This window comes from Nocardia asteroides (assembly GCA_019930625.1).
GTDB classification, from domain to species: domain Bacteria; phylum Actinomycetota; class Actinomycetes; order Mycobacteriales; family Mycobacteriaceae; genus Nocardia; species Nocardia sputi.
The window spans coordinates 1811673-1836645 of record CP082844.1; the positions used below are offsets into that span (position 1 = coordinate 1811673).

Annotated in this window: 22 protein-coding genes; 10 read left to right on the top strand and 12 right to left on the bottom strand. The window is 66.7% G+C overall.

The annotated features are described in order from the left end of the window. Positions 1 to 96: 96 nt before the first annotated feature. Positions 97 to 2466 carry an endopeptidase La gene (lon, locus tag K8O92_08460; GenBank protein ID UAK35537.1) on the bottom strand — a complete coding sequence of 790 codons (2370 nt, stop codon included), beginning with the start codon at positions 2464 to 2466 and terminating at the stop codon, positions 97 to 99. Positions 2467 to 2771: 305 nt separating this feature from the next. On the opposite strand from lon, the gene K8O92_08465 reads away from it, so the two are divergent. The 6 genes from K8O92_08465 (at position 2772) to K8O92_08490 (ending at position 8470) form a co-directional block, all read left to right on the top strand. Beyond that, positions 2772 to 4127: a hypothetical protein gene (locus K8O92_08465; protein ID UAK33924.1), complete on the top strand. Its 1356-nt coding sequence runs from the start codon at positions 2772 to 2774 to the stop codon at positions 4125 to 4127. A 113-nt stretch (positions 4128 to 4240) separates the two neighbouring features. After that, entirely contained in the window at positions 4241 to 5032 is a 792-nt protein-coding gene (locus K8O92_08470; protein UAK33925.1) for a TIGR03084 family protein, read from the top strand. Between the two features lie 353 nt (positions 5033 to 5385). Continuing rightward, positions 5386 to 6072, top strand: coding sequence for a hypothetical protein (locus K8O92_08475; protein UAK33926.1), 687 nt, complete (start codon positions 5386 to 5388; stop codon positions 6070 to 6072). Positions 6073 to 6094: 22 nt separating this feature from the next. Further along, the gene (gene lhgO, locus K8O92_08480; protein ID UAK33927.1) at positions 6095 to 7279 is read left to right on the top strand and encodes an L-2-hydroxyglutarate oxidase; all 1185 of its coding nucleotides are present in this window, start codon (positions 6095 to 6097) and stop codon (positions 7277 to 7279) included. Between the two features lie 137 nt (positions 7280 to 7416). Continuing rightward, the gene (locus K8O92_08485; protein UAK33928.1) at positions 7417 to 7887 is read left to right on the top strand and encodes an SRPBCC family protein; all 471 of its coding nucleotides are present in this window, start codon (positions 7417 to 7419) and stop codon (positions 7885 to 7887) included. 10 nt (positions 7888 to 7897) lie between these two features. After that, positions 7898 to 8470, top strand: coding sequence for a ribonuclease HI (locus tag K8O92_08490; protein ID UAK33929.1), 573 nt, complete (start codon positions 7898 to 7900; stop codon positions 8468 to 8470). 74 nt (positions 8471 to 8544) lie between these two features. Here K8O92_08490 and K8O92_08495 read toward each other — a convergent pair whose 3' ends face one another. The 9 genes from K8O92_08495 to K8O92_08535 form a co-directional block, all read right to left on the bottom strand. Next, positions 8545 to 9330, bottom strand: coding sequence for a hypothetical protein (locus K8O92_08495; protein UAK33930.1), 786 nt, complete (start codon positions 9328 to 9330; stop codon positions 8545 to 8547). Positions 9331 to 9462: 132 nt separating this feature from the next. Further along, entirely contained in the window at positions 9463 to 10641 is a 1179-nt protein-coding gene (locus K8O92_08500; GenBank protein ID UAK33931.1) for an MCE family protein, read from the bottom strand. Beyond that, entirely contained in the window at positions 10638 to 11729 is a 1092-nt protein-coding gene (locus tag K8O92_08505) for an MCE family protein (GenBank protein ID UAK33932.1), read from the bottom strand. Before K8O92_08505 ends, K8O92_08500 begins: the two co-directional genes overlap by 4 nt. A gap of 8 nt (positions 11730 to 11737) precedes the next feature. Beyond that, positions 11738 to 12847 (bottom strand): MCE family protein, encoded by a 1110-nt coding sequence (locus K8O92_08510; protein ID UAK33933.1) that lies wholly within the window; start codon positions 12845 to 12847, stop codon positions 11738 to 11740. Next, positions 12844 to 13842, bottom strand: coding sequence for an MCE family protein (locus tag K8O92_08515; GenBank protein ID UAK35538.1), 999 nt, complete (start codon positions 13840 to 13842; stop codon positions 12844 to 12846). The genes K8O92_08510 and K8O92_08515 overlap by 4 nt, the downstream gene beginning before the upstream one ends. Beyond that, the gene (locus K8O92_08520) at positions 13842 to 14885 is read right to left on the bottom strand and encodes an MCE family protein (protein ID UAK33934.1); all 1044 of its coding nucleotides are present in this window, start codon (positions 14883 to 14885) and stop codon (positions 13842 to 13844) included. The genes K8O92_08515 and K8O92_08520 overlap by 1 nt, the downstream gene beginning before the upstream one ends. Further along, positions 14882 to 16372, bottom strand: a complete 1491-nt coding sequence (locus K8O92_08525) for an MCE family protein (GenBank protein ID UAK33935.1) — start codon at positions 16370 to 16372, stop codon at positions 14882 to 14884. Before K8O92_08525 ends, K8O92_08520 begins: the two co-directional genes overlap by 4 nt. 7 nt (positions 16373 to 16379) lie before the next feature. Beyond that, on the bottom strand, positions 16380 to 17243 hold the full coding sequence (locus K8O92_08530) for an ABC transporter permease (protein ID UAK33936.1): 864 nt from the start codon (positions 17241 to 17243) through the stop codon (positions 16380 to 16382). Between the two features lie 4 nt (positions 17244 to 17247). Then, positions 17248 to 18102 carry an ABC transporter permease gene (locus K8O92_08535; GenBank protein UAK33937.1) on the bottom strand — a complete coding sequence of 285 codons (855 nt, stop codon included), beginning with the start codon at positions 18100 to 18102 and terminating at the stop codon, positions 17248 to 17250. A 526-nt stretch (positions 18103 to 18628) separates the two neighbouring features. Here K8O92_08535 and K8O92_08540 point away from each other — a divergent pair. Then, complete coding sequence (locus tag K8O92_08540; GenBank protein UAK33938.1) at positions 18629 to 19303, top strand: S1 family peptidase; 675 nt, start codon at positions 18629 to 18631, stop codon at positions 19301 to 19303. 76 nt (positions 19304 to 19379) lie between these two features. Here the strand turns inward: K8O92_08540 and K8O92_08545 are convergent, their stop codons facing one another. Continuing rightward, on the bottom strand, positions 19380 to 20831 hold the full coding sequence (locus K8O92_08545; GenBank protein UAK33939.1) for an MFS transporter: 1452 nt from the start codon (positions 20829 to 20831) through the stop codon (positions 19380 to 19382). A 40-nt stretch (positions 20832 to 20871) separates the two neighbouring features. Next, positions 20872 to 21498 carry a hypothetical protein gene (locus K8O92_08550; protein UAK33940.1) on the bottom strand — a complete coding sequence of 209 codons (627 nt, stop codon included), beginning with the start codon at positions 21496 to 21498 and terminating at the stop codon, positions 20872 to 20874. 189 nt (positions 21499 to 21687) lie between these two features. On the opposite strand from K8O92_08550, the gene K8O92_08555 reads away from it, so the two are divergent. The 3 genes from K8O92_08555 to K8O92_08565 all read left to right on the top strand — a co-directional run bounded on the left by K8O92_08555 (position 21688) and on the right by K8O92_08565 (position 24897). Further along, positions 21688 to 22203 carry a hypothetical protein gene (locus K8O92_08555; protein ID UAK33941.1) on the top strand — a complete coding sequence of 172 codons (516 nt, stop codon included), beginning with the start codon at positions 21688 to 21690 and terminating at the stop codon, positions 22201 to 22203. A gap of 64 nt (positions 22204 to 22267) precedes the next feature. Further along, positions 22268 to 23560 (top strand): beta-lactamase family protein, encoded by a 1293-nt coding sequence (locus K8O92_08560; GenBank protein UAK35539.1) that lies wholly within the window; start codon positions 22268 to 22270, stop codon positions 23558 to 23560. 437 nt (positions 23561 to 23997) lie between these two features. Further along, positions 23998 to 24897 carry a L,D-transpeptidase gene (locus tag K8O92_08565; GenBank protein ID UAK33942.1) on the top strand — a complete coding sequence of 300 codons (900 nt, stop codon included), beginning with the start codon at positions 23998 to 24000 and terminating at the stop codon, positions 24895 to 24897. The last annotated feature ends 76 nt before the right edge of the window (positions 24898 to 24973 follow it).

Sequence of the window (24973 nt, forward strand, 5' to 3'; positions counted from 1 at the left end):
ATCGGTCGTGGACCCAGTGCGCCCAGCTCGCGCGCCATGCGGCAGACGAAAGGCCGGGCACGGAGCATTCTCCGTGCCCGGCCCTTCCAGCACAGGTCAGGCGGTTGCCGCGTAGGCAGGACCCAAAGCCGGTTCGGTGACCGGTTCGATGGCGTAGGCCAGGATGTCGGCCACGTCGGCGACGGGGCGGACATCCAGCGCGGCCAGCACTTCCGCCGGGACGTCATCCAGATCCGGCTCGTTGCGCGCCGGGATGAAGACCGTCTTCAACCCCGCCCGCTGGGCGGCGAGCAGCTTCTGCTTCACGCCGCCGATCGGCAGCACCCGGCCGTTCAGCGTGACCTCACCGGTCATGCCGACATCCGATCGCACCTGACGACCCAGCGCCAGCGACACCAGAGCGGTGACCATCGTGACGCCCGCGGACGGCCCGTCCTTCGGCACCGCGCCCGCCGGGAAGTGGATGTGGATGTTGCGATCGAGCACCGACGGCTCGATCCCGATTTCCTCCAGGTGGGAGCGCACGTAGGTCAGCGCGATCTGCGCGGACTCCTTCATGACGTCGCCGAGCTGGCCGGTGAGCGTCAGGGAGCGCTCGCCCTCGGCGGCGTTCGCCTCGATGTAGAGGACGTCGCCGCCCGCGCCGGTGACGGCGAGGCCGGTGGCCACACCCGGGACGGCGGTGCGTTCCACCGAATCGGGGGTGAAGCGCGGACGACCCAGGTAGTCCTTCAGGTCGTCCAATCCGATCGTCAGTGCTTCCTCGACCGGCACCTCGTAGCCCAGTTCGGGGTCGTAACCCGCCGCAGCGGGAACACTCTCGCGCTCCGACAGCCGAGTGGCGGCCTTGCGCAACGCTTTCGCGATCAGCCGCTCCATCTGCCGGACCCCGGCCTCCCTGGTGTAGTTGGCCGCGATTTCCCGCAGGGCCTCCTCGCTGACCGTCACCTCGTCGGCGGTCAACGCGTTGCGCTCGAGCTGCCGCGGCACCAGGAAGTCGCGCGCGATGGCCACCTTGTCGTCCTCGGTGTAGCCATCGACGGTGATCAGCTCCATCCGGTCCAGCAGCGGGCCGGGGATGGTCTCCATCACGTTCGCCGTGGCGATGAACAGCACGTCGGACAGGTCCAGGTCCAGATCGAGGTAGTGATCGCGGAACGTATGGTTCTGCGCCGGGTCCAGCACCTCGAGCAGGGCGGCCGCCGGGTCGCCGCGGAAGTCCGAGCCGACCTTGTCGATCTCGTCCAGCAGGACGACCGGGTTCATCGAACCGGCTTCCTTCATGGCGCGGACGATGCGACCGGGCAGTGCGCCGACGTAGGTCCGGCGGTGGCCACGGATCTCGGCCTCGTCGCGTACGCCACCCAGAGCCACGCGGACGAACTTGCGGCCCAGCGCCCGCGCCACGGACTCACCCAGCGATGTCTTGCCGACGCCGGGCGGCCCGACCAGCACCAGCACCGCGCCGGAGCCGCGTCCGCCGACGACCTCCAGGCCCCGGGCCGCACGGCGAGCCCGGACGGCCAGGTACTCCACCATGCGGTCCTTGACCTCGTCCAGACCGTGGTGGTCGGCGTCCAGGACCGCGCGGGCGGCCGACACATCGGTGCTGTCGGTGGTCTTCACCGTCCACGGCAGCTCGAGCACCGTGTCCAGCCAAGTCCGGATCCAGCCGGATTCCGGACTCTGATCGCTGGCTCGCTCCAGCCTGCCGACCTCGCGCAGCGCCGCTTCGCGAACCGTGTCGGGTAGATCGGCCTGCTCGACGCGGGTGCGGTAATCGTCGGCGCCGTCCGGCTCGTCCTCACCGAGTTCCTTGCGGATGGCGTTGAGCTGCTGGCGCAGCAGGAATTCGCGCTGGCTCTTCTCCATGCCCTCGCGCACGTCTTCGCTGATCTTCTCGCTGATCTCGGCCTCGGCGATGTGCGCTTTGGTCCACTCGATCAGGGTGGCGAGCCGCTTGGCCACCTCGGGGGTCTCGAGCAGTTCACGCTTCTGCTCGGAAGTGAGGTACGTGGCGTAACCCGCGGTGTCGGCGATGGCCGACGGATCGGTCAACTGATTGACCGCATCGATGATCTGCCACGCCTCGCGGCGCTGCAGCACCGAGACGACCAGCTTCTTGTATTCGGCGGCCAGTTCCTTGGTGCGGCCGTCCGGGGCTGAAGTCTCGACCGGCTCCGCCTCGACCCACAAGGCCGCGCCGGGGCCGGTGACCCCGTGCCCGATCTTTGCGCGCCGTTCGGCCTTGAGGACGGCCGCCGGAGCACCGCCGCGCATCCGGCCGACCTGTTCGATGGTGGCGACCACACCGTAGGTGGCGTAGCCCTCGTTCAGGCGCGGCGCGAGCAGCACGGCGTCGGTCCCGGCGGCGCGCGCGGCATCGATCGCGGCCTGCGCCGATTCGTCCAGTTCGATGGGCACGACCATGCCCGGCAGCACGATCGGATCGGTCAGGAACAGCACCGGCAGGTTCTGTGGTGTAGTCACGTCTTCGACCCTTCCAAAAGTTGAGCGATGCCTACTCAACCCGCGATGGTTCGGGTTTGTTCCGTCCCCGACCGAACGTTCGCCGACGGCGAATTCCCCACTCGGAACTGTGACGCGCGCCACGGACGCGGACACCGAGCCTCTTCGGATCCTCGCCCCGCCATTCGACTTCCGATTCGCCGGATACTCCTCGTTGACACCCCGTCCAAGGCAATGAGAACGTGGGGGCCTTGATATCTCATACCGGCGGTACCGCCGGATCGGCTTAGGGAGTCCTATCCATGTCGTCGCTCGCCGCTGGCGTGTTCCTCGACTGGGAAGGATTGACCGGGCAGCCGAAATTCGTGGTCGACCTGATCACGTTCCCGATCTTCAGCGCGCTGGCCGGTTGGCTGACCAACTGGACCGGCGTGCTGATGCTGTTCTGGCCGATCCGGTTCCGCGGCATCCGGATCCCGGGCCTGCACGTGCTCTATCCCTACTTCCCGCGCCGGGTCCAGGTGTTGCCCACCTTCTCCGGCGACGGCCGCCGCCTCGGATTCCAGGGCTTCATACCGGCGCGTGCGGAAAAGATGGCCAGCATCTGCGTGGACAAGGCGCTGATGCGGATCGGGAGCCCGAAGGACTTCATCCACGAACTCGACCTCGACGGCATCGCCGACTACGTCGCGGTGCTCGCGCGCCAGCAGGTGCGGCCGCTGGTCGACGAGCTGATGTACCGGGAGAACCCGGACCTGTGGCGCACGGTGCCGCGCGCCGCCAAACAGCTGATCTACCAGCGGGTGGATCGCGAACTGCCCGCGCTGTCACGCCGCGCTTTCGCCTCGCTCGGCGACAACGTCGACCAGCTCATCGATATCAAGAGCTTCGTGATCCGCTACCTCCAGCAGAACCCGGCCATCCTGAAGGACCTGACCACCACCATCGCGGCGCCCGAGCTGCGCTTCATGGTGCGCATCGGCTTGCTCGGCGCTCCCTTCGGCGTGCTGCTGGCCCTGTATCTGCATGTACACCAGCACATTCCGGTATTCGGCTGGGTTCCGGGCTGGGTGATCGTCCTGCTCGCCTCGGCGGCGATCGGTGTGATCGTCAACGTCATCGCGGTGAAGATGGTGTTCGAGCCCGGCGACCCGGAACCGAGGTACAAGTACCTGTGGAAGCAGGCGCTGCTGGCGAAACGACAGCCGCAGGCGGCGACCGATCTGGCCCATATCCTGGCCTACCAGGTGTTGACGCTGCCGAACCTGTCCGAGGAACTGCTGGAGGGCCCGAACGGGGACAAGACCAGGCAACTGCTGGAACGGTTGATCGCCGACGAGATCAATCGTCAACTCGGGCCGACCACCACACTGGTGCGGGCGGCTCTGGGTCGTCGCCAGTTCGACAACCTCACGGTGGGCGCGGCGGGCGCCGCGGTCGGTCTGGCTCCGACCCTGACCGAGGACGAAGAATTCACCCTAGAGCAGGCCAAGACCATCGATGGATTCGCGGCGCGCAAATTGCGAGACCTTACGCCGGGGGAGTTCATGGAGATGTTCTACGCGTCCGTGGAACAGGACGCCTGGCTGCTGTATCTGCACGGCGCGGTGCTCGGCCTCGTCGTCGGGGCGGCCCACCTGGTGGCTTTCGGCTGGTAGCGAGGCTCTTTGCGGGCAAGATAAAACAAGCATGCTTGCCTTTTTTTGGTCCCGCTGCGATGCTGGACGGCGGCGGCGCACGAGGCGGTGCGCCCGGATCGGTAGGGGAACGGATGGCTGACCTCGAGGCGCTGCTCGGCGATTTCGCCGACGAATGCGCGGACCTGGAACGACTCGTCGGCCCGTTGGCCGTCGAGGAGTGGGCGCGCGCCACACCCGCGGCCGGCTGGACCATCGCCCATCAGATCGGCCATCTGGCCTGGACCGACGAGGTCGCGACGATCGCCGCCGCGGACGCCGAAGGCTTTCAGAAGCTGCTGGCCGAGGCCGGCCCTCGTGCGCTCACGTTCGTCGACGAGGCGGCTGAGAAAGCCGCCACCGAACCCCCGGCCGACCTGCTCGATCGATGGCGGCGTGGCCGCGCGTCGCTCACCGCCGCGCTGCGCGCCGTGCCCGCGGGGGTCAAACTCCCGTGGTTCGGTCCGCCGATGAGCGCCGCGTCGATGATCACCGCCCGCATCATGGAGACCTGGGCGCACGGGCAGGACGTGGCCGACGCGCTCGGCGTGTACCGCAGGCCGACGGAGCGCCTGCGCACCGTGGCCCATATCGGCGTCCGCACCAGGAACTTCGCCTACACCGTGCACGGAAAGACCGCCCCGGCGGCGGAATTCCGGGTCGAGCTGATCGCGCCTGATCGCACGATCTGGTCGTGGGGCCCCGAGACCGCCGAGCAGCGCGTGACCGGGCCTGCGCTCGACTTCTGCCTACTGGTGACCCAGCGCCGCCATCCGGACGACCTGGCGCTCGCGGCGCACGGCGACGACGCCGCGGAATGGCTCACTATCGCGCAGGCTTTCGCAGGTCCGACGGGTGCGGGGCGGACAGCGGGCCAGTTCGCCTGACCCGCCCACACCCGACCCGATCGATGACGATTCGGGAGCGGGCGAGCGCCACACTTGGGTGCGCCGTGTTCATGTCGACGGCCGGACGCCGTTGGCCGGGTGTCTCGAGGTGGCAGTCGAGAATGACGCTCGCCAGCTGAATGATATTTACCCGCCGCTGCGTTCGCGGAAACATCGACGACATGTCCATGGTGGGGACCTGTGATTTTTCGGCCTTACGACCGAGCGTCGATGTGATCCCGCTCTCTTCGACGCGGCACTCTCCCCGATCCCACAGGTAATCTGGACGAGCGTACAGCTTCCCATGGTGCTGGTCGCCTGTGGGAGCAGCATCGCAGGGAAAGGAACGCATCGTGACAGCACACCGTCCTGCCCAGGTCGCGCGGCATGCCGCCGTCGTGCTCGCCGGTGCCGCCAGCTTGAGCCTGACCGCCGCGGCCGGCGCTTATGTCGTCCAACAGATCGCCGACTCACAGCGCCCCGATACCCGGCTCGCCGCGCCGACAGCCCCGCAGACCCCGCACGAGCCCGACCAGGGACACAGAGCCGTCCCCTATCCGGCATTGACCGGCAGCAGCTTCGCCTTGCCCGCGGCGGTTTCCGCTCCACGTGCCGCCGAGCCGGAAACCTCTGCCCCGCATATTATTTCGCCGACAGAGCCGACCGCGCCGACCGCGCCCGCACCTATCGGCGGCAAAATCCGGCTCGGCGACGCCTATGTCGGTGCGCAGGTCGCGGAAGTCCAGCACGACACCGTCTCCGTCACCGTGGACACGAACGCCTTCACGATGCTGACGGATTTCCTCCATTCCGAACCCGCGCCGCAGCAGCCGGACGAGTCCGCTGTCACCACTATGCGCACCGACGTCGACACTCGGAGCGGTGAAGTGCGACTGGCGTTCTCCGATCCGAAGCTCGGCGAGCACGATCTGCGCCTCGATCGTCACGCCGCGCCCGCCGCAACCCCATCGCCGGACGGAGACCGCCGCCAGCACCCCGCCGAACCCGCGCTCGGGACAGCGAATTCCGTGGCGGTGTGACCTACCGTTTACCCTGCTCGGCATGAGCGCCTACGACTTCTGCGTCATCGGCGGCGGCATAGTCGGCGTCGCGACCGCGCACCGGATTCTGGCGCGCAACCCCGGTGCGAGCCTGGTGCTGCTGGAAAAAGCGCAGCATCTGGCCGCCCACCAAACCGGGCACAACAGCGGCGTCATCCACTCCGGCATCTACTATCCGCCGGACAGCCTGAAAGCCACGCTGTGCCGCCGGGGTGCGCGCTGGACCAAGGATTTCGCCGCGCGCCACGACATCCCGTATCGGGTGTGCGGCAAACTCCTGGTCGCCACCGACGACGCCGAATCCGGACGCATGCTCGCGCTCCACGAACGATCGATCACCAATGGCGTGTCCGTCGAGCTGATCGATGCGGCGGAACTCGCTCGGCGCGAGCCGCGCGTCACCGGGGTCGGCGCACTGTTCGTTCCCGACACCGGCATCGTCGACTTCAGCCGGGTGACCGAAACGCTCGCCGATGAAGTTCGTCGCGCGGGTGGGGAATTCGTGCTCGGCACCGAAATCACCGCGCTCACCGAGAACTCGGACGCGGTGGTCGCCGCAGGCCCGACCGGCTCGTGGACGGCACGCCGCCTGGTGGTCTGCGCTGGTCTGCAGGCGGACCGGATGGCTCGAGCTGCCGGGCTGCGCACCGACTTTCGCATCGTTCCCTTCCGCGGTGAGTACTACCAGCTGCCGCCGGAGCGGCACGGACTGGTCAACACGTTGATCTATCCAATCCCGGACCCCGAATTGCCGTTCCTCGGAGTGCATTTGAGCCCGACGATCGACGGAGCGCTGACCGTGGGCCCGAACGCGGTGCTCGGCCTCGCCAGGGAGGGCTACGGCAAAGGCAGTCTCGACCTCAGGGATGCGCGAGAAATTCTCGCGTTTCCCGGATTTCACCGGGTCGCCAAGGCGAACGTACGCACCGGCCTGCGTGAACTGCGCAACTCGTTGTTCAAGCGCGGATATCTCGCGCAGTGCCGCCGCTACTGTCCGGAGCTGACGCTCACCGATCTGCTCCCGCGGGAAGCGGGTATTCGCGCGCAGGCGGTTCTGCGAGACGGAACTTTGGTGCACGACTTCATGATCGAGCGCACCGAGCGCTCGGTCCATCTGCTCAATGCCCCCTCACCTGCGGCGACTTCGGCCATGCCGATCGCCGAGCACATCGTCGATCAGCTCTGAGCAGGCGCCGGACCAAACCCTTCCCAACCAACCATTCGGTCGAATCCGGCAAAACGGCGCACCGAATCGCGCAGAGCCCTCGAATAAATAGGAGAGCTGTAGTACTTTTAACGCCAGTCGTGGGACAGGGAGGGCCTATGGGCCACATCAAGTACGCGAGTGACGTCGGAGCGCCCGTCGAGGTCGCTTTCAACTACACGGACAACCATCTGTTCGTACCGGATTGGATGTTCGGCATCGCGGACTTCGTGCCGACCAGCGATCAGGACCGCGGACTCGGCGCGACTTTCGCCACCACCACACGCCTCGCGCTGTGGCGGCCGACTTCCGCCTGCGAGATCACCGAATACCGCCGCAATGCGGTGATCGAGTATACGTTGCGGGGGCGATTGTCCGGAACGCTGAGACTGCGTTTCGACCCGTTGGGTTACGGACGCTCGGTGCTGACCTCCGAGGCGGAGTACAGTCCACCTCGCGGAGTCACCGGGCGACTCGGCGCCGGCCTTGTCGACGCCGCGGTCAAATCGGCGCTACGGCGTACCGAGTCCCGGTTACGGAGGGAGATAGAGGAATTCCACGGTACCGATCTTGTCGGTCGGATTGCGTAGGGTGCCAGCCATGATCATCGTGAGCACCGACGGATCCTGCCTCCGCAATCCCGGCGGCGCCATCGGCTGGGCTTGGGTCAATCATCAGGGCTCCTCGGCGAGCGGAGGAGCCGCGTCCGGAACCAACCAGGTCGCGGAGTTGCGCGCGGTGCTGGAGGCGATCGTCGCCCATCCCGGGTCCGAACCCCTGCTCATCGAGAGCGATTCGCTCTATGCGATCAAGTGCGCCTCGGAATGGGTGGCAGGGTGGCGGGTCAACGGCTGGCGCACGTCCACCGGTGGCGCGGTGAAGAATGTCGAACTCGTCCGGCAGATCGATCGGGCCATCGCGAGCAGGCCGGGCCCGGTCCGGTTCCGTTGGGTTCGGGGACATGTCGGTAACTACTTCAACGAGCAGGCCGACGCACTGGCCGGAGAAGCGGCTCGGCAGGCCGCGGTCACCGCGGCTGTCGCCGAGGCGAACACCGTGGAAATGCTCGCGGTGACTGTGGAGGAAGCGTCGACGGCGCCGGAAGCGCCGAAGGACAAGGCCGCGGGGAAGGCGGCCGCGCCGTCGGCGCCACAGACTTTGACGCTGTTCTGATGCACCCGAATCGCCGAAAGCTGCCCGAATGACCTCCGGCGGTGGTGGCTCGGCCCACCGCCGGAGGCGCTCGGCTAGTTGCCCGGCTGCGGTGCGGGTTGACCAGACGGTGCGGGCTGCGGAGCTCCGCCCGGCGCGGGAGCGCCCGGCAGTCCGGTGCCCGCACCCTTCAGCATCGGCGAATCGAGCTTCTCGACCAGCCACTTGTCGCCCGATTTCTGCAGCTGGGCGATCACTACGACGAACTGGCGCTCGGGGTTGGTCTGGGTGAAGTTGGTCCGGAACTGCGTGAGGGTCACCAGCACTTTGGCCGAGGTCGTGTCACCCGACTGGTAGCCGCATTGCACGTCATCGACCCACGACTTGACCTGCGCCTGCGTCATCGCGTCCTTCAACGCCTTGGTCGCGTCGTCGAACTCCTTGAGGAACTCGCCCGTCGAGCCGGCCTTCACCTTGGTGAAGTAGTCGTCGAGGTTCTTCGAATAGTCGTAGACCGAGACGTCCTTGCCGAAGGTGCACGCGGCGTTGGTCGAGTCGCGGATCGCGTCGAGCTTGTCGCCGCGGTCCTTGCCCTGCATGAAGAACACGACCACCGCGGTGATCGCCGCGACCGCGAGCACACCGGCCACGAACGCGGCCACCAGCGGGAGCGACGTGGATTTCCCGGAGGGCGCGGCCGCCTTGGGCGAGTCACGCTTCGCGGCCGGCTCGGATTTGTCTGCCTTCTCCGCCTTGGACATCTCGGGCTTCGCCGCGCCAGCGGCATCCTCCGACTTCCCGGTCACCGCGTCGGTGTCCTTGTCGGAGGCGGCGGCCATGCTCTCGGCGTCCTTGTCGGTCGCGGCGTCGTCGGTAGACATCGATAAAACCTGCACTTTCCCGGCGCGCGTCGATGCGCCCCGATTGGCTTCAGCGGCTCGCGAGAGCGAGCCTTGGGCGTTCCACCAGCGAGTATGCCCGGCCGACGGGATGGCCGCCGGGCCGGGTGCGACTCACCGCACCGGAGGCAGGGTCCGCTCGTTCGGATCCACACCCGGCGGCATGTGCGCGCCGTTGTTCGGCACGTCGGGCCGCGGCGCGTTCGCGGCGCCGCGGATCAACTGACCCGGCGGAGGGTTCTCACAGTAGTTCCACTTCGGGATCGTGCCGTCCTGCACGACCTCGTTGCGGATCTTCGGGGTGTCGTAGGTGCAGAACGGCCGCGGCCAGATGTCGATCATGGCGTGGAATTCGCCGTTGTGGGCCGGGACGCCGAGCGCTTCGCCTCCGAGTGCGAGCGAGGGGAACAGTGCGCGCAGCGCGGGCAGCCGCAGCTGCGCCGCCTTGGTGATCGCCTGGAAGTTGGTCGCGAGGCTGGTGATCGGATCGGCCGTCCGGTCCACCACCGCACCGAGGCTGGTGAGCTGACCCGGCGCCTGCTCGAGCACGCGTTGCAGTTCCGCGTTCGCGTTGTTGAACTGCTCGAACAGCACTCCCGAGTTGCTGGTCAGAGTGGCGAGATCAGGCTGCGCGTTGGACGTCGTGTTGGCGATGGTACGCAGGTTGGTGATCAGGTTCGTGGTCTGGGGGAGCAATGAGTCCAGGCCGGCCATCGCCAGACTGATCCCGTTGATCATGCCGCGCAGCTGATCCGGACCCCCGCTGAGCGCGATGTCCAGCTCGTTCAGGATGACCTGGAAGTGGTCCGGATTGATCTGCGCGATCAGTGCGCTGGAGTTGTCCAGCACCGACCACACCGGCGTGGGCGTGTAGATCTTCTCCGGATCGAACTTGATCACCGCGCCGTTGGCCAGGTACGGCCCCTGCTCGGCGTTGGGCCGGAAGTCGATGTACTGCTCACCCGCGCCGGACAGCGCCTGCACCGCGATCCGGGTGTCCAACGGAATCTTGTACTTGGACTCGATCTGCGCGGTAGCGGCGATGGCCTGACCGCGATCGGTCAGCTCGATCGAGGTCACCTTGCCGATCCGCCACCCGCGCAGCGTCACGTCGTTGCCGGGCTGTAGACCGCCGGAGCGGTCCAGGTTCACCGTCACCGTGTAGTCGGACGCCAACGGGTTGACCCGCATGACGTTCACCATCAGGTAGGTCGCGCCGATCAGCAGCACGAGCACCAAGCCCACGTTCGACAGGAATATCTTGTGTCCGAGCAATTTGCGCAGGGAACTCATCGCTGTCCTCCCGCGATTCGGCCCTGCACCAGTTGCAGCACCTGGATGAGGCTGCCCGCGAAGTCCTGCAAGTCGTGCAGATCCTGGAACTTGCCGTGCTCCGGATCGGTGAGCGCGCTGATGTCCAGGTTGGTCGCGGTCGCGTACACCGCGAAGCTGCTGCCGCGGAAGGTCGCGTCGACCTTCGGCCGGATCTCCCGCAGCCGGTCCAGCAGTACGCCGAAGCCGTCACCGGTCTTGGCTATCGCGTCCATCAGCTGGCGGGTGTTCTCCAGCAGTCCGGTCAGCTGTTCGCTGGAGGTGTCGGCGTAATTGCCGAGTGCGGCGCTGGCCGTCGACAACTTGGTCAGCAGATCGCCGATGGCCCGGTTGTTCTCGGCGACGGCGCCGATCATCTGCGGCAGCGTGTCGGCCACTTCGCCCAGTTGTGCCCGCCTGCCCTCGAGCGTGTTGGCGAGAGTGCTGAACTCGCCGAGCACGCTGTCGATCCGGGCGGAGTTGGCGTTCAAGCTGCCCACCACGCCGGTCAGCTCGGTGATCAGGTGGGCCAGCTGCTCGCCGCGGCCGCCGACGATGGAGTCCAGCTCGGAGCCCAGCTTGGACAGGCTGGCGATGCCGCCGCCGTTGAACAGCATGGAGACCGAGATGAGCAACTGCTCGACGGTCGCGCCCGCGGAGGTGCTGTCGAGGGTGAGCGTGTCGCCGTCGTTCAGCATTTCCGCGCCGGGCTCGGTCTTGGGCTTGGACACCGCGACGAACACGTCGCCGAGGGGGGTGGCCTGCCGCAGCTCCGCCGTGCTGCCCTTGGGCAACTCGATGTCCTTGCTGATGGTCAGGTCCACGATGGCCTGGAAGTTCTTCGTCTTGATGTCGGTGACCACGCCGACGTCCGAGCCGCCGATCTTCACCTTCGCCTGATCGGGCAGGTTCAGCGCGTTCTCGAAGACCGCGTGGATGGTGTAGGTCTCTCCGGCCAGACCCGGTTTCGGCAGCGGCAGCTTCTCCACGGTGAGCCCGCAGCCGGAGGTGACCGCCACACCGGCCACCGCGGCCACGGCGACCAGCGCCCTGCGTGCCTTGATCGTCATTCGGTACGTCATTTCGTCAGTCCGAGCAGTGCGGCGGTGAGCCCGTAGTCGGGTCCGAAGTCCTGCATGTTCCCGGTGCGGCAGCCGTCGGCCTTCATTTGGATGCGTTCGCAGAACAGGCTGACGATCTCACCCGACAGCGCGGTGCCGATCACCGCGTGCAGCCGGACGTACCCGTGCTCGCGGTTGACGATCCCGTCGATGTTCTGCATGACCATCGGCGCCAGGTCGGCGACTTCGGTGAGGCCGTAAGCGTTGTCGCGCAGCTGCTGGGTCACGTTGGTCAGGCCGGTCATGGTCCCCGACAACTGATCCTCGTACTGGGTCAACGTGGTGCTGGTGTTCCGCAGGAAGGCGAGCAGTTGGTCGAGCGTGGCCTGCAGGCCGGGGGCCTGCTCGGCGAGCAGGCCGGTCATCTGGGTGACCCGGTTGCTGAAGTCGCGCACCGACTGGTCGTTCTCGGCCAGCATGGTGGTGAGATCGTTCAGCTTGATGATGATGCTGGAGATCGCGTCCTTGTTGTCCACACCGACCTTCAGCGCACTCGACAGCGCGTTGAGGGTGTCGCGAATCTTCTCGCCGTTGCCGTTGAGCATGGGGTAGAGCACCCGGCCGGACAGCGGGCCGATGCCCTCCTGGCCCGGCTCCGGCTTCAGCGCGGCCGCGAACTGGTCGATGGTCTTGATCATCGTGTCCAGCTCGACCGGCGTCTTGGTACGGGCCTTGGGCAGGTGCGCGCCGTCGGACAAGGTCTCGCCGCCGGTGTAGACGGGGGTGAGCTCGATGTGCCGGTCGGTCACGATGGACGGCGAGATGATCGCGGCGACCGCGTCCTTCGGGACCTTCACGTCCTTGTCGATCGACATGTGCACCTCGACCAGAGTGCCCTTGGGCACGATCTTGTCGACCTTGCCGACGTCGAGCCCGAGCACCGTGATCGGGTTGCCCTCGTAGATGCCCGCGATGTTGTCGAAGTCCGCGGTGATCTGGAGGGTATTACCCAATGCGTCGTTCACCGAGCTCGGCAGCAGCGAGCAACTGCCGACCGTCAGCGCGGCGGCGCTGATCATCAGCGTCTTCGCGACGGTCTCGGGCCGAAAGCCCATGCGGAATCTCATCCCTGGCACCCCTCGATAACTTCGGCGAAGCACAACCAGTTGTCCGGGAACAGCCACGGCAGGCCGACGTCACCGTACGGACCGCTGCCACCCCAGGAGTTCGCCAGGTAGCGCACGGTCGGCGGCATGAGCGACAGCATCCGGTCCAGGTTGTCCTTGTTCTTCTGCAAGCCTTCGGCCATGGTGTTCAGCTGCTGGATGGTCGGGCCGAGCTGATCGTTGTTCTCCGCGCCGATCACCTCCAGCTGCTTGGTCAGGGCGGCGATGTTGTCCAGCAGCTGGCGCAGCAGTGCCTGGCGCTCCATCACCCGATTCGCGATGGCCTCGCCTTGGGTGATCACCAGCAGAATGCTGTTGCGGTTGTCGCCGAGGATCTGGGTGACGCGGTCCAAATCCTTGAGCAGGATGTCCACCTCGGCCTTGCGGCTATCGATCACTTTGGCCAGTGCGCCGACGCTGTCCAGCGCCTGGGCGGTGAGCTGAGGCGAGCCGTTCATCTGCTCGTTGATCAGGTTCAGCGACTCGGCCAGCTTCCTGGTGTCGAGCGCTTCGAACTTCGGGGTGCCGACCTGCACCACGTCGGCCAGGTTGTACGGAACCGCGGTGTTGGAGACCGGGATCCGCTTGCCCTTCAGGCCCGAGCCGTCGCCCGGCTCCAGGTCGACGTACCTGGCGCCGAGCAGCGTGGCCATCTTGATCGAGGCGCGGGCGTCCGGGCCGAGCTTCACGTCGTCGCTGAGGCTCAGCGTGAGCAGCACGTGGCTGCCCTCCAGTTCGGCGTCGACGACCCGGCCGGAGGACACGCCCGCGATGTTCACCTTGTCGCCGACCTTGATGCCCGCGGCCTGCACGAACTCGGCTTTGATCGACTGCTCGCCGACGCCGATGAGCTTGTACACGCTGGACACCAGCAGCAGCACCACGATGAGGACGCCGCCGATGATGCCCAACCAGAAGTACCGGTTGCTTTCGAACCTGGACCTGAGTCTGGTCATCATGGGCGGCACACCGCCGAGTGCGAGGTTCCGCCGATCTGGGAGAACAGACCGCGGGGGAAGAGGATGCCGTAGAGCGACACGTCCAGCCCGCACAGGTAGGCGTTGGCGTAGGCGCCCTCGGAGGTGTGCCTGCCCGCCGCCGACAAGACGTTCGGCAGGTCGATCGCCGCCTGGTCGAGTTTGGCGCCGTTGTCCAGCAACAGCGTCAGCGCCGCGCTGGTGGAGTTCTGCGCGTTGCGCAAGCTCGGCTGGATCTGGTCCATCATGCCGACCAGTGACGTGGTCGCGCTCGCGATCTGCTCGGTGGATGCGAGCAAGGACTGTCCTTGCTCGTACAGCCCGCCGATCAAGGCCCGGGTCTGGGTTACCAGGGTCTCCAATTCATCTCCTCGTTTCGCCAACCCCGACATCACGCCCGACAGGTTGGTGATCACATCGGACAGGATCGCGTCTCTGCGCTGGAAGTCGGTGGCCAGCTGGGCAGCCTGGACGATGAACGCGCTCAATGAGACGCCGTCCCCCTGCAATGCCTGGATGAACGTCTCCGACAGCCGGTTGACCTGCTCCGGCTGCAACACCTGGAACAGGGGCTGGAAGCCGTTGAGCAGACCCGACACGTCGAACGACGGCTCGGTGCGGTCGATCGGGATCGAACCGTTGTTCCTCAGCGGCGCGGGGTTCGGCGCCTTGCCGGGAGCCAGCGCCACATACCGCTGGCCGATCAGGTTCTGGTAACGGACCAGCGCCTTGGTGTCGTCGTAGATCGTCTGGTCGCGCTGCACGACGAAGGTGACCTTCGCGACCGATTTCTTCAGGTTCGCGTCCCGGCCCCGCTCGATCTTCTCGACCTTGCCGACCCGCACGCCCGCCATGCGGACGTCGTCGCCTTCGTGCAAACCGAGCACGTCGGAGAACGTCGCGGAATAGGTGTAGGTGTCACCGCTGACGATGCGCGCCAGCGTGTTCCACACCACCACCGTCACCAGGATCGACACGATGGCGAAGATGCTGAATCCGATCAGCGGTTTGCGAATGCTCATCGTCGGGCACCGTTGTCGGACACCTGCATGGTTCCGCCCTTCAGAATCGAGCTCAGCAGCAGATATTCGGCGGTGGTCGGCTTGCGGCCGAGCAGCGCGGTGATCGCCGAGTCGCCCCGGTAGGAGATCGGCGCCGCCGACGGCGTGCCCTCGGGCGCGGCGGCCGGAGCGGCGGGCGCCGGTGCCGCGGCGGGCGGGAGCAAGCCCGGCGGCAGCATCGGGAACAGACCTTCGAGCGGGGTGCCCGCGAACGGCGCGGGCACGCCGCCGGTGGGGGCGGCCGCGGTGGCGCGGTTCGGGTCCGGGGTGGTGACGCCGGGAATCAGCGGCAGACCGGGCATGGGCACCACCGGCGGGAGCCCGGCGGCCGAGTCCAGCGCGCGCGGCTTCAGCTGTTCGGGCAGCTCGCCGACGTCGGCGACGGCGGGTGCGGTGTAGCAGCTCGGGCCGACCATCTCGCCGTAGCGCGGGCAGTCGGCCACGGTGTACGGGCGGTACGGGGTGAGCGTGAGACCGGCGTCCCAGACCTGCTGCCTCTGCGGACCCCAGGTGAACGTGGTGTCCATCCGCCGCATCGTCTCGCTCAGGTTCAACAGGCTCCTGGTGATCGCGTCCGGGTCCGCGGCGAGTGCGCCGAACATGTCGTTCGTACCGGCGGTGACCTCGATGCCGACGTTGGGGTTGCGGGCGAACAGGTCGTTGACCGTCTCGATGGTTCCGGCGGTGCCGGTAATCAGGGAGACCAGCTCACTGCGGCGGTCTGCGATGGTGCGCGCGGTCTGCACCGAGCTGCCGAGCACGTCGACCAGCTCGGGCGCGGACTGGTTGAGCGCGTTGAACGAAGCGGAGAAGTCGCTCAGCAGCACACCGAGATCCGGGATGGACTCATCGACGGCCAGCAGCCAGCGGTCCAGCCGCTCGACGGTGGAGCCGGGCATCCGGCCGCTGCCGTCCAACGCCTGGGACAGGGTGCCGAGGACCCGGCCGAATTGCACCGGATCGATCTTGTCGAGGATGTTGCGCACCGTGGTGAGCGTGTCCTGCAGCGCGATGGTTCCCTTGCTGCGGTCCTCCTCGATGACCGAACCCTCGTGCAGGTACTGGTCGGCCGGGCCGTTGAAGACGAGTTCGACCGAGGTGACGGCGAAGAGATTGCTCGGCACCACGCGGGCGGTCACGTTGGCCGGGATGTCGCCGGCGAATTCCGGCTTCATCTCGATCCGGACCTGCTGCAGCTCACCCTTGGCCGCGACATCGACGGTCTTCACCGCGCCGACGAGCACGCCGCGGAACTTGACGTCGGCCTGCTCGGGCAGACCGTCACCCGTGGTGGTCAGGTTCGCCGTGACGTTGATCTTCTCCTGGAAATACCCCTGGTAGCGCAACATCAGGAAGCCGAGCACCAACGCGAAGACGACCAGACCGCACACGCCTGCGATCAGCAACTGTCGCATCGTGGGCCCGCGCCCACTGGGATCGATGATCATCTGGTATTTACCCCGAGATCCGAATGCCTGGGTTGACACCCCAGATAGCCAATGTCATGAACAGGTTCGCGAAAACGACCGCGATGATGCACATCTTGATCGCACGGCCCGCGGCCACGCCGACGCCCTCGGGGCCACCGGAGGCGAAGAAGCCGTAGTAGCACTGGATGAACGTGGTGATCGCTACGAACAGGATCGCCTTGATCAGCGAGTAGATGACGTCGGTCGGGATGAGGAACTGATAGAAGTAGTGCTGGTAGGTGCCGGTGGCGGTGCCGCCGATCAGCTGCACGGTCAGCGCGCAGGAGACGTAGGCCATGGTGAGGCCGAGGCAGTAGAGCGGAATGATGGCCACCATCGCCGCGAACATCCTGGTGCTGATCAGATAGGGCAGCGGCCGGATGGCGATGGATTCCAGCGCGTCGATCTCCTCGGAGATGCGCATGGCGCCCAGCTGCGCGGTGAACCGGCAGCCGGCCTGGGCGGCGAAGGCCAGTGTCGCCAGCAGCGGGCCGAGTTCGCGGGTGGTCGCGAACGCCGAGATCGCACCGGTGATCGGACTCAGGCCGAGCAGGTTCAACGAGTTGTAACCCTGGATGCCCACGGTCATGCCGCCGAAGGCGCTCAGAATGACGACGACGCCGATGGTGCCGCCACCGACGATGAGATTGCCGTTGCCCCAGGTGACGTCCGACAGCAGGCGCCACACTTCCTTGGGGTAATGCTTGAGCGCCAGCGGAATCGACCCGATCGAGCGCAACAGGAAGAACACCTGGTGGCCGAGCCTGGCGAGCAGATCGACCGGTGCGTGCGCGGATTTCCGGATCGTCTGGAGAGGCCGCAGCAGCGGCGGTACATAGGTTGATGACACCGGCTCAGACCACCTGTGACGGGAATAGTGCGTTGTAAACCTGGGTGATGATGAGGTTCACCCCGAACAGCATGATGGCGGAACTCACCACCGCGGAATTCACCGAGTTGGCGACACCGCCGGGGCCGCCCCGGGTGTTCAATCCGGTATCGCAGGCGATGATTGCCGCGAGCAGGCCGAAAATCAGCGATTTCCCGAGAGCGACAAGCAGATCGGTGGTCACCGCGAACGACGAGAAGGTGCCGACGTAGGAGCCGGGCGTGCCGTTCTGCGCGAAGATATTGAAGATGTAGCCGGTCAAGAATCCGACGAAGACCACGAAGCCGCACAGCAGCACGCTCACCAGCATCGCGGCGCCCAGGCGCGGAGCCACCAGCCTGCGCAGCGGGTCGACGCCCATGACCTTCATGGCGTCGATCTCCTCGCGGATGGTGCGCGAGCCGAGGTCGGCGCAGACCGCGGAGCCGACGGCGCCCGCGATCATCAGCGAGGTGACCAGCGGGGCGCCCTGCTGAATGATGCCGAGGCCGTTGGCCGCGCCGATGAACGAGGTGGCGCCGACCTGACCGGCGACCGATCCGACCTGGATGGAGACGATCACGCCGATGGGGATGGCGACCAGCAGCGTCGGCGCCGCGGAGACACTGGCCATGAACGCGCATTGCCGGACGAACTCGCCGAAGGGAAAGCGCCTGCGGAAAATCGAGACGAACAGTTCGGCGACGGCGGCGAAGCCCATGGTGATCTGCCTGCCGAAAGTCTCCAGCGAACGCTTCGGATGATCTTGCCAGTAAGACCTCGTCCAATCGACCGCATCACTGAACCGTGACCCTGATGGTGGACTCTCGGTCGACTGCACTGGCTAATCCTCCTCGACGCCGGTTGGCTGCCCCGACGACTCGTTTGCTTGACGCACCTTACTACGGAGTAGTGCGGAACACACCACCCCCTTGTGATCGCAGTCATAGATGTCGCTCACTGTTGCCGGAAAGCAATGGTCGACGCCTGGAAACACTGGGAACGAGCCCAAAGTCAGGTGCCCGACCTCTAGCACAAGCCACAGCCCACCTGCGCGAATCCGCAGCTATGCCGAGCGGATCTACGAATTACTTGGAGATTTATCATCGAAAATCAATTTTGTTTCCGGAGACCAACACGACGACTCCTTACTATCACCGAATCACTAACGGCCACGGGATTTTCACAAATGCGATAGCCGAATGCTATCGAAGAGGTAAGATACGTTTGATCAAGAATGTATTAAATAGGGTTGAAGCGCCGAGCATTGGGGACAACCCCGGAGTAGGTGACGCGCCCGAGGTCGATTACTGACACGATGGGTGCGACAGATTGATATCGTGCGGGCTTCCGACGTCTGGAGGGACATGTTCAGCAAACTCGCCAAGGTGGCCAACGCCGCCTTCGCCGTCGCCCTGGGCGCGGCGCTGCTCGGCACGGGCGCTGGGGCCGCTAACGCCCAAACGGGCCCGCCGGTGTTGGGCGGTGGATCCGGCATCATCATCGACAACCAATTCGAATGCACGGTCACGACTGTCGGCCACGACAACGCGGGGCGTCTGGTCGGACTGACCGCGGGCCACTGCGGCGACCCGGGCGCACAGGTCTACGCCGAAGCCGATCGGGGCGCGGGCGTGATCGGCCGGTTCGTCTACTCCAACCACGACCTCGACTACGCCGTCATCCAGTTCGATCCGGGCAGGATCACCCCGGTGAACCGGATCGGCAACGTCACCATCACCGGACTCGGCGCACCGGCCACCTTCCCGCAGATCGTCTGCAAGGAAGGGCGCACCACCGGTAACACCTGCGGTATCGCGTGGGGCGACGTGTTCCGGACGAATGTCGAGACCTGGAGCCAGATGTGCGTGGTGGAAGGCGACTCCGGTGCTCCGGTCGTCGTCGGCTCGACGCTGGTGGGCATGGTGAACGCCTACCTGGCTCTGGCTTGCTTCGGTCCTGAGGTCGGCACCAACATGAGCGCGATCATGGCCGACGTCAACGGACGCGGGGGCGTCGGCGCGGGCTACATTCCGATCTGAATCGAATACCGACCTGAATCGAACACCGACGCCATTCGATGAGCGGCCCGAGCGGACAGCGATCCGTTCGGGCCGCTTATTTCTCGCTTCCGGCCGGCGCCACCGCCGGACCGGCGACCGCGCACTGCGGCATGCAGTCGACGCTGTCCAATGTGGGCGCGCGCCGCTCCGGACGTAGCAGCACCGCTGCGAGTGATGCCCCGGTCACCAGCAGTCCGGCGCACAGCCACATCGCGGCGGCGAAGCCGTCGTCGAAGGCTGCCGGATCATCCAGGGCATCCGAGATACCGACGAGCCCGGGCAGCGCCGCGACGGCGAGCAGTTGCGCGGTCCGCGCCACGGCATTGTTCACGCCCGAGGCGATGCCCGCCTCACCGGCCGGGACCGCGCCGAGCACCGCTCCGGTCAGCGGCGCGACCAGCACCGCGAGCCCCAGCCCGAAGACGAGGACGCCGGGCAGCACATCGGTCAGGTACCCGGTGTCGGGTCCGATGCGCAGCAACAGCACCAGACCCGCCGCCGCCAGCAGCGGGCCGGCGGTCATCGGGATTCGCGGCCCGTGCACTTGCGCCCAGCGCCCGGCCGGAGCCGAGAGCACGAGCATGATCAACGTGACCGGCACGGTCGCGACGCCGGACATCAGCGGCGAGTATCCCGCCACCAACTGCAGTTCCAGCACCAGCAGGAAGAACACGCCCCCGAGTGCGGCGTAGACCGCCAGCGTCACGAGATTCGCGGCGGTGAACACCCGGGAACTGAACAGCGACGGCGGCACCAGCGGGTGGTCACTGCGCAATTCGATCAGAACGAAGGCCCCGAGCAGCACCACACCGGCCACGATGAGCAGGGGCATGGTGTCGATCAGTCCCAGGGTCAGCGCACCGAGCGCGACCGCCACCACCAGCGCGCCGGGCACGTCGAGCTTCCCCGCCGCGTTCGGATCGCGGCTTTCCGGCACATGTCTCAGCGCGACCAGCACCACGACCAGGGCGAGCGGAATGTTGAGGAAGAAGATGGACCGCCACCCCGCGACCTCGATGAGCCAGCCACCGAGAAACGGCCCGAGCGCGCCCGCCACACCACCGAATCCGGACCACAGGCCGATCGCCGCGCCCTGGTCGCGCCGATCGATCGATGAGGAGATCAGGGCCAGGCTGCCCGGGGTGAGCATCGCGCCCGCGACGCCCTGCAGGATCCGGGCCCCGACCAGCATTTCGATGCTCGTCGCGGCGCCGCAGAGCACGGACGCGATCGCGAAGGCCACGGTTCCCCACACGAAGACCCGGCGGCGGCCGAGTTTGTCGCCGAGCGAGCCGCCGAGCAGGATGAACGAGGCGAGGGTGAGGGTGTACCCGTTCAGCGTCCATTGCAGCCCGGCCACATCCGTATGCAGCGATTCGCCGATCCGCGGCAGCGCGATGTTCACGACCGTCGCGTCGAGCGAGGCCACCGACGATCCGAGGATGGTGGCCAGCAGAATCCAACGACCGCTGCCGGACCGCAGCCGCGGTAGCTCGGTGGTGCTCACCAACTCAACTTAGCGGTCCACCGGCGATGGGAAGTTCCGGTCAGAGTTCCTGGACACAGACGACGAAACGGCGCTTGTCATAGACGTACCCGGTGCCGCTGCCGCAGACGCTGACGTCGTCGGCGCCCTGCTGGATCTTGACCACCTTCACACCCTTCGCGGGCGACGAACCGGCGCAGTCGATGCGCTTGGGATCATCGCCGCCGACGTCCATGCAGCCACCGACCACCCAGTCGATGTCCAGGCAGAACGCGCCTTGTTCGATGCCGTTGATCGTCTCGGCGTAGTAGTTGTCGGCGTCGCTGCTGCACTGCGAGCTCTTGGCCTTCTTGTCGATCACCTTGTAGTTCGAGGCGCGACTACCGCAGGACGCCTTCTCGATGGTGGCGTTGGTGGTGGTGCCGCCGAGTGTCACGCAGTCACCGACCTCGGCCTGGAAGTCGGTGTCGCCGCTGGGCTTGCTCGTCGTCGGCTTGCCGGTGCTCGGGGTGGGTTTGCCGGACGACGGTTTCGGCGTGTTGGTCACCGAGACCGCGTCGATCGTGCCGTTGTCGACGGCGGGCTGGGCGGTACCGTTGATCGTGGAACTGCACCCGACCAACGTCAGCCCGGCCGCGATGGCGAGACCGGCGAAGGCGAGACGACCCCAGGTCAGTTGACGAGACACGTACAGTCCTCCCGAGCTGTAACGCTTTGGCGAACTCACGCCCCCGGAATCCGAAGTTGCCATGGCTGTGCTTGAAATACCACGCCATGAATACACCATGGACCGAGCGCACGTCGAGCCGGAGCCGGAAACGCGCGGCGGTCAATAGGTCTGGGTATGGTGGGATTTCTGGTGCGAGAGGAGTCCCCGGTGAAGCTGATCAGCGCAATCGCGTGTTCCACCGCCGCGATCGGAGGCTCCCTCGTCTTTCCGGGAACGGCTGCCGCTGTCGATGTGCACTGCCGATCCGAACACGGGACCGACATCACCGTCATCGACGGGGAGACGGCCTGCCGAGCGGCGACCGACAGTCACGGCCGAGCCACGGCCACAGCCACCGGCATCGACGGGGTCGGCTACGCCAACGCGACCCTCGGCGCGACGGCCATCGGCATCGGCGCGGCGGGAGGCGTCGGCGCGAGTTCGGGTGCCGGTGGAGTTCCGGTGGCGGTCGGCCTCGGCCCGGACGCCGTCGCGCTGACCTCGACCACCGACGATCCCGAGGCGCGGACGTTCGCGGTCTCGATCGCGTTCGAAGGGTCGCGAGCGGGGGTGGAGACCGCCGAACAAGCGGTCGTCTGCCTGGGCGTGGCTGCCTTCGCGTGGAACGCCGGTACCGGCGACGCGTGCCTGGCCACGCCTTTCGGGCTCTGGCAGACCGACTGAACGAGTTACCCTGGTTGACCAGCCCGGATAACGGCGGTCAGGAGGTGACCCCATGGTTTCGGCAATGGCGGCGGACGGCTTCGAGCCCGCTGATTCCACGCGCGCGAAACTGGCGGCCCCGCGCGAAATGCTGGTCGACCCGCGTTTCATCCGGCTGGCCGATCAGTTCTTCGGCATGTTCGCCCAGCCCGCGCGCGGGGGCGGCGCGCTGGCGGTCTACCTCGACGGCCGCCCCGTGGTCGACATCTGGGCCGGCTGGGCGGACAAGGAGCGCCGCTGGAACGGCGAAACCGTCGCGCTGACCTTCTCCACCGGCAAGGGCGTGGCCTCGACCGTGGTGCATCGCCTGGCCGAACGCGGGCTGATCGGCTACGACACACCGGTCGCCGAATACTGGCCGGAGTTCGCCGCGCACGGCAAAGACGACATCACGGTTCGTGACGTGCTGTGTCACCGCGCCGGCTTGCACCGGGTGCGCGGCCTGGTCCCCGGCCGCGAAGGCATCCTGAACTACGACGCCGTGGTGCGGGCGCTGGCCGACAGCCCGCCGGACCCCCGGCGCATCCGCACCTCCGGCTATCACGCGATCACCTTCGGCTGGCTGGTCGCCGAAATCGTGCAACGGGTGACGGGCGCGTCGTTCACCGATGTGCTGCGCAGCGAGATCGCCGAGCCGCTCGGCCTGGACGAGTACTGGTTCCGCGTCCCGGAATCCGAACGACACCGGATCGCCAAGATCTTCCGCCCCCTTGGTCCGCCGGGCATTCGCTGGAACACGGCCTCTTCGGTGCTGTCCTGGGTGCGGCCGGTGCGCGGGCTGGCCGAGGCCGGCATGCCGGAGAGCTTCGACGAGCTGGTCCGCGACCCCCGGGTGCACGACTCGGTGATGCCGGGCTGGAACGGGGTGTTCTCGGCGCGCGCGCTGGCGCGGATGTACGGGGCCTTGGCCAACGGCGGAGTCGTCTACGCGGGCCGGGCGGATCGGGGCGTGTACGGTGTCGGCGCGGCCGAATCAGAGCGGGTCGTGCGATTCCTGGACCCGAAAACGATCGAGACGATCGGTCGGGTGCAGCCCGCCCACAGCCGCGACTACGTGCTCGGCGTGCCGATTCGCTTCACGCTCGGCTATCACCGTCCGGTGCTGATGTCCAAGCAGCAACCACACCATGCGTTCGGCCATTACGGGGTGGGCGGCTCGGGCGCGTACGCCGACCTGGATCTCGGCATGTCGATCGCGTTCGTGACCAACGGGCTCGGCAGCATGGTGACCGCGCTCGGCGACGCCAGGCTGGCGCGACTGGCGGCAACAGCGCAGACCACGGTGCACAAGCACAAGCACAAGCAGGCCGCACACTAGGCTCGGCCGCTTCTGCGAGGCTGCCGGGCGCACCGAACCGGTGTGGGCGCGGGCTCTGCGCCGCACACCATCACTACCGGTCCGTATCGCCCGATTTCGTCCGCCATCGTCAGTGAGCTTCATCACTAACAGGTTTGTGGCGAACCATATTTCGCGACCGCTCGGCTACCGACTCGGCGCTGCGCGATCCCGCGTGACCGGGACGTTTCCCCTCATCTATACCCGACGTAATCAATTGTGACCTGAGCCACAACAACTCCCTGTGGTGAATAACTCTGAAATGCAACTGGCTTCGGTACGCGCCGGGACGGTAGGAATGGACAACGGGTCGGGCCGTCGAGACCAGTGGGGCCGCTCTTCTGACTCCGCGCTGAAATGAAAGATCTCGCTACGCGTGCGTCTGCGTGCGCGCGAGAGATGGAATGGACGATTAACCTATGCATGCCGCTTTGCACACCGGGTCGTTGCCTGCTCGCCGCAGGGGAGCGCGGCTGACCCGCCGGATGCGCGAGGGCGTCCTGCTGTCCGCCGCGATCGCGACGGCCGGTGTTCTGCTCGTCGCGCCCGCGCACGCCGAACCGATCCCGGGGATCGGCACCGGCTCGGCCGCCGCGGCCACCGAGCCCACCCCGCAGGCGAACTTCGCGCCGCCCTCGATCAACATCGCCGACGGCGAGGTCGTCGGCGTCGCACAGCCGATCATCATCACCTTCAAGGAACCGGTGACCGACCACGCCACCGCCGAGAAGGCCATTCAGATCACCTCGTCGAAGCCTGTTCCCGGCCACTTCTACTGGCGCGGCGACAAGCAGGTGCGCTGGCGGCCGAACGACTTCTGGCCGGACAACACCGACGTGCAGGTGCAGGCGGGCGGCACCACCAGCTCGTTCCGCATCGGTGACGCGTTCGTTGCAACCGCCGACGACGAGACCCACACCATCACCGTCACCCGCAACGGGGAGGTGGTGCGGGAAATGCCCACCTCGATGGGCAAGCCCAAGCACGAGACGCCGAACGGCATCTACATCGTCGGCGAGCAGCAGCGCAAGATGATCATGGACTCGTCGACCTACGGCGTGCCGATCACCGACCCCGAGGGCTACAAGCTCGAGGTCGAGTACGCCACCCGCATCTCCAACAGCGGCATCTTCGTGCACGCGGCTCCCTGGTCGGTCGCGCAGCAGGGCGTCTCCAACGCCAGCCACGGCTGCCTGAACGTCAGCACCGAAGACGGCAAGTGGTTCTTCGAGAACGCGCGGCGGGGCGACCCGGTGATCGTGCAGAACACCCAGGGCGGCACGCTCAGCGCGAGCGACGGATTGGGCGACTGGAACTGAGGGTCCGGCAACCCCGGGTCCACCTGAAGCCGAACACTACGAACGATTGCTCGAGGCGATCGGTCGTAGTGTTCGG

Bases quoted from the DNA above. Each gene is read 5' to 3' on its own strand.
- K8O92_08515 (UAK35538.1), bottom strand. From the start codon at position 13,842: ATGACCAGACTCAGGTCCAGGTTCGAAAGCAACCGGTACTTCTGGTTG.
- K8O92_08505 (UAK33932.1), bottom strand. From the start codon at position 11,729: ATGACGATCAAGGCACGCAGGGCGCTGGTCGCCGTGGCCGCGGTGGCC.
- lhgO (UAK33927.1), top strand. From the start codon at position 6,095: ATGAGCGCCTACGACTTCTGCGTCATCGGCGGCGGCATAGTCGGCGTC.
- K8O92_08465 (UAK33924.1), top strand. From the start codon at position 2,772: ATGTCGTCGCTCGCCGCTGGCGTGTTCCTCGACTGGGAAGGATTGACC.
- K8O92_08490 (UAK33929.1), top strand. From the start codon at position 7,898: ATGATCATCGTGAGCACCGACGGATCCTGCCTCCGCAATCCCGGCGGC.
- K8O92_08565 (UAK33942.1), top strand. From the start codon at position 23,998: ATGCATGCCGCTTTGCACACCGGGTCGTTGCCTGCTCGCCGCAGGGGA.
- K8O92_08470 (UAK33925.1), top strand. From the start codon at position 4,241: ATGGCTGACCTCGAGGCGCTGCTCGGCGATTTCGCCGACGAATGCGCG.
- K8O92_08510 (UAK33933.1), bottom strand. From the start codon at position 12,847: ATGAGATTCCGCATGGGCTTTCGGCCCGAGACCGTCGCGAAGACGCTG.
- K8O92_08540 (UAK33938.1), top strand. From the start codon at position 18,629: ATGTTCAGCAAACTCGCCAAGGTGGCCAACGCCGCCTTCGCCGTCGCC.
- K8O92_08500 (UAK33931.1), bottom strand. From the start codon at position 10,641: ATGAGTTCCCTGCGCAAATTGCTCGGACACAAGATATTCCTGTCGAAC.
- K8O92_08560 (UAK35539.1), top strand. From the start codon at position 22,268: ATGGCGGCGGACGGCTTCGAGCCCGCTGATTCCACGCGCGCGAAACTG.
- K8O92_08525 (UAK33935.1), bottom strand. From the start codon at position 16,372: ATGATCATCGATCCCAGTGGGCGCGGGCCCACGATGCGACAGTTGCTG.
- K8O92_08520 (UAK33934.1), bottom strand. From the start codon at position 14,885: ATGAGCATTCGCAAACCGCTGATCGGATTCAGCATCTTCGCCATCGTG.
- K8O92_08495 (UAK33930.1), bottom strand. From the start codon at position 9,330: ATGTCTACCGACGACGCCGCGACCGACAAGGACGCCGAGAGCATGGCC.
- K8O92_08485 (UAK33928.1), top strand. From the start codon at position 7,417: ATGGGCCACATCAAGTACGCGAGTGACGTCGGAGCGCCCGTCGAGGTC.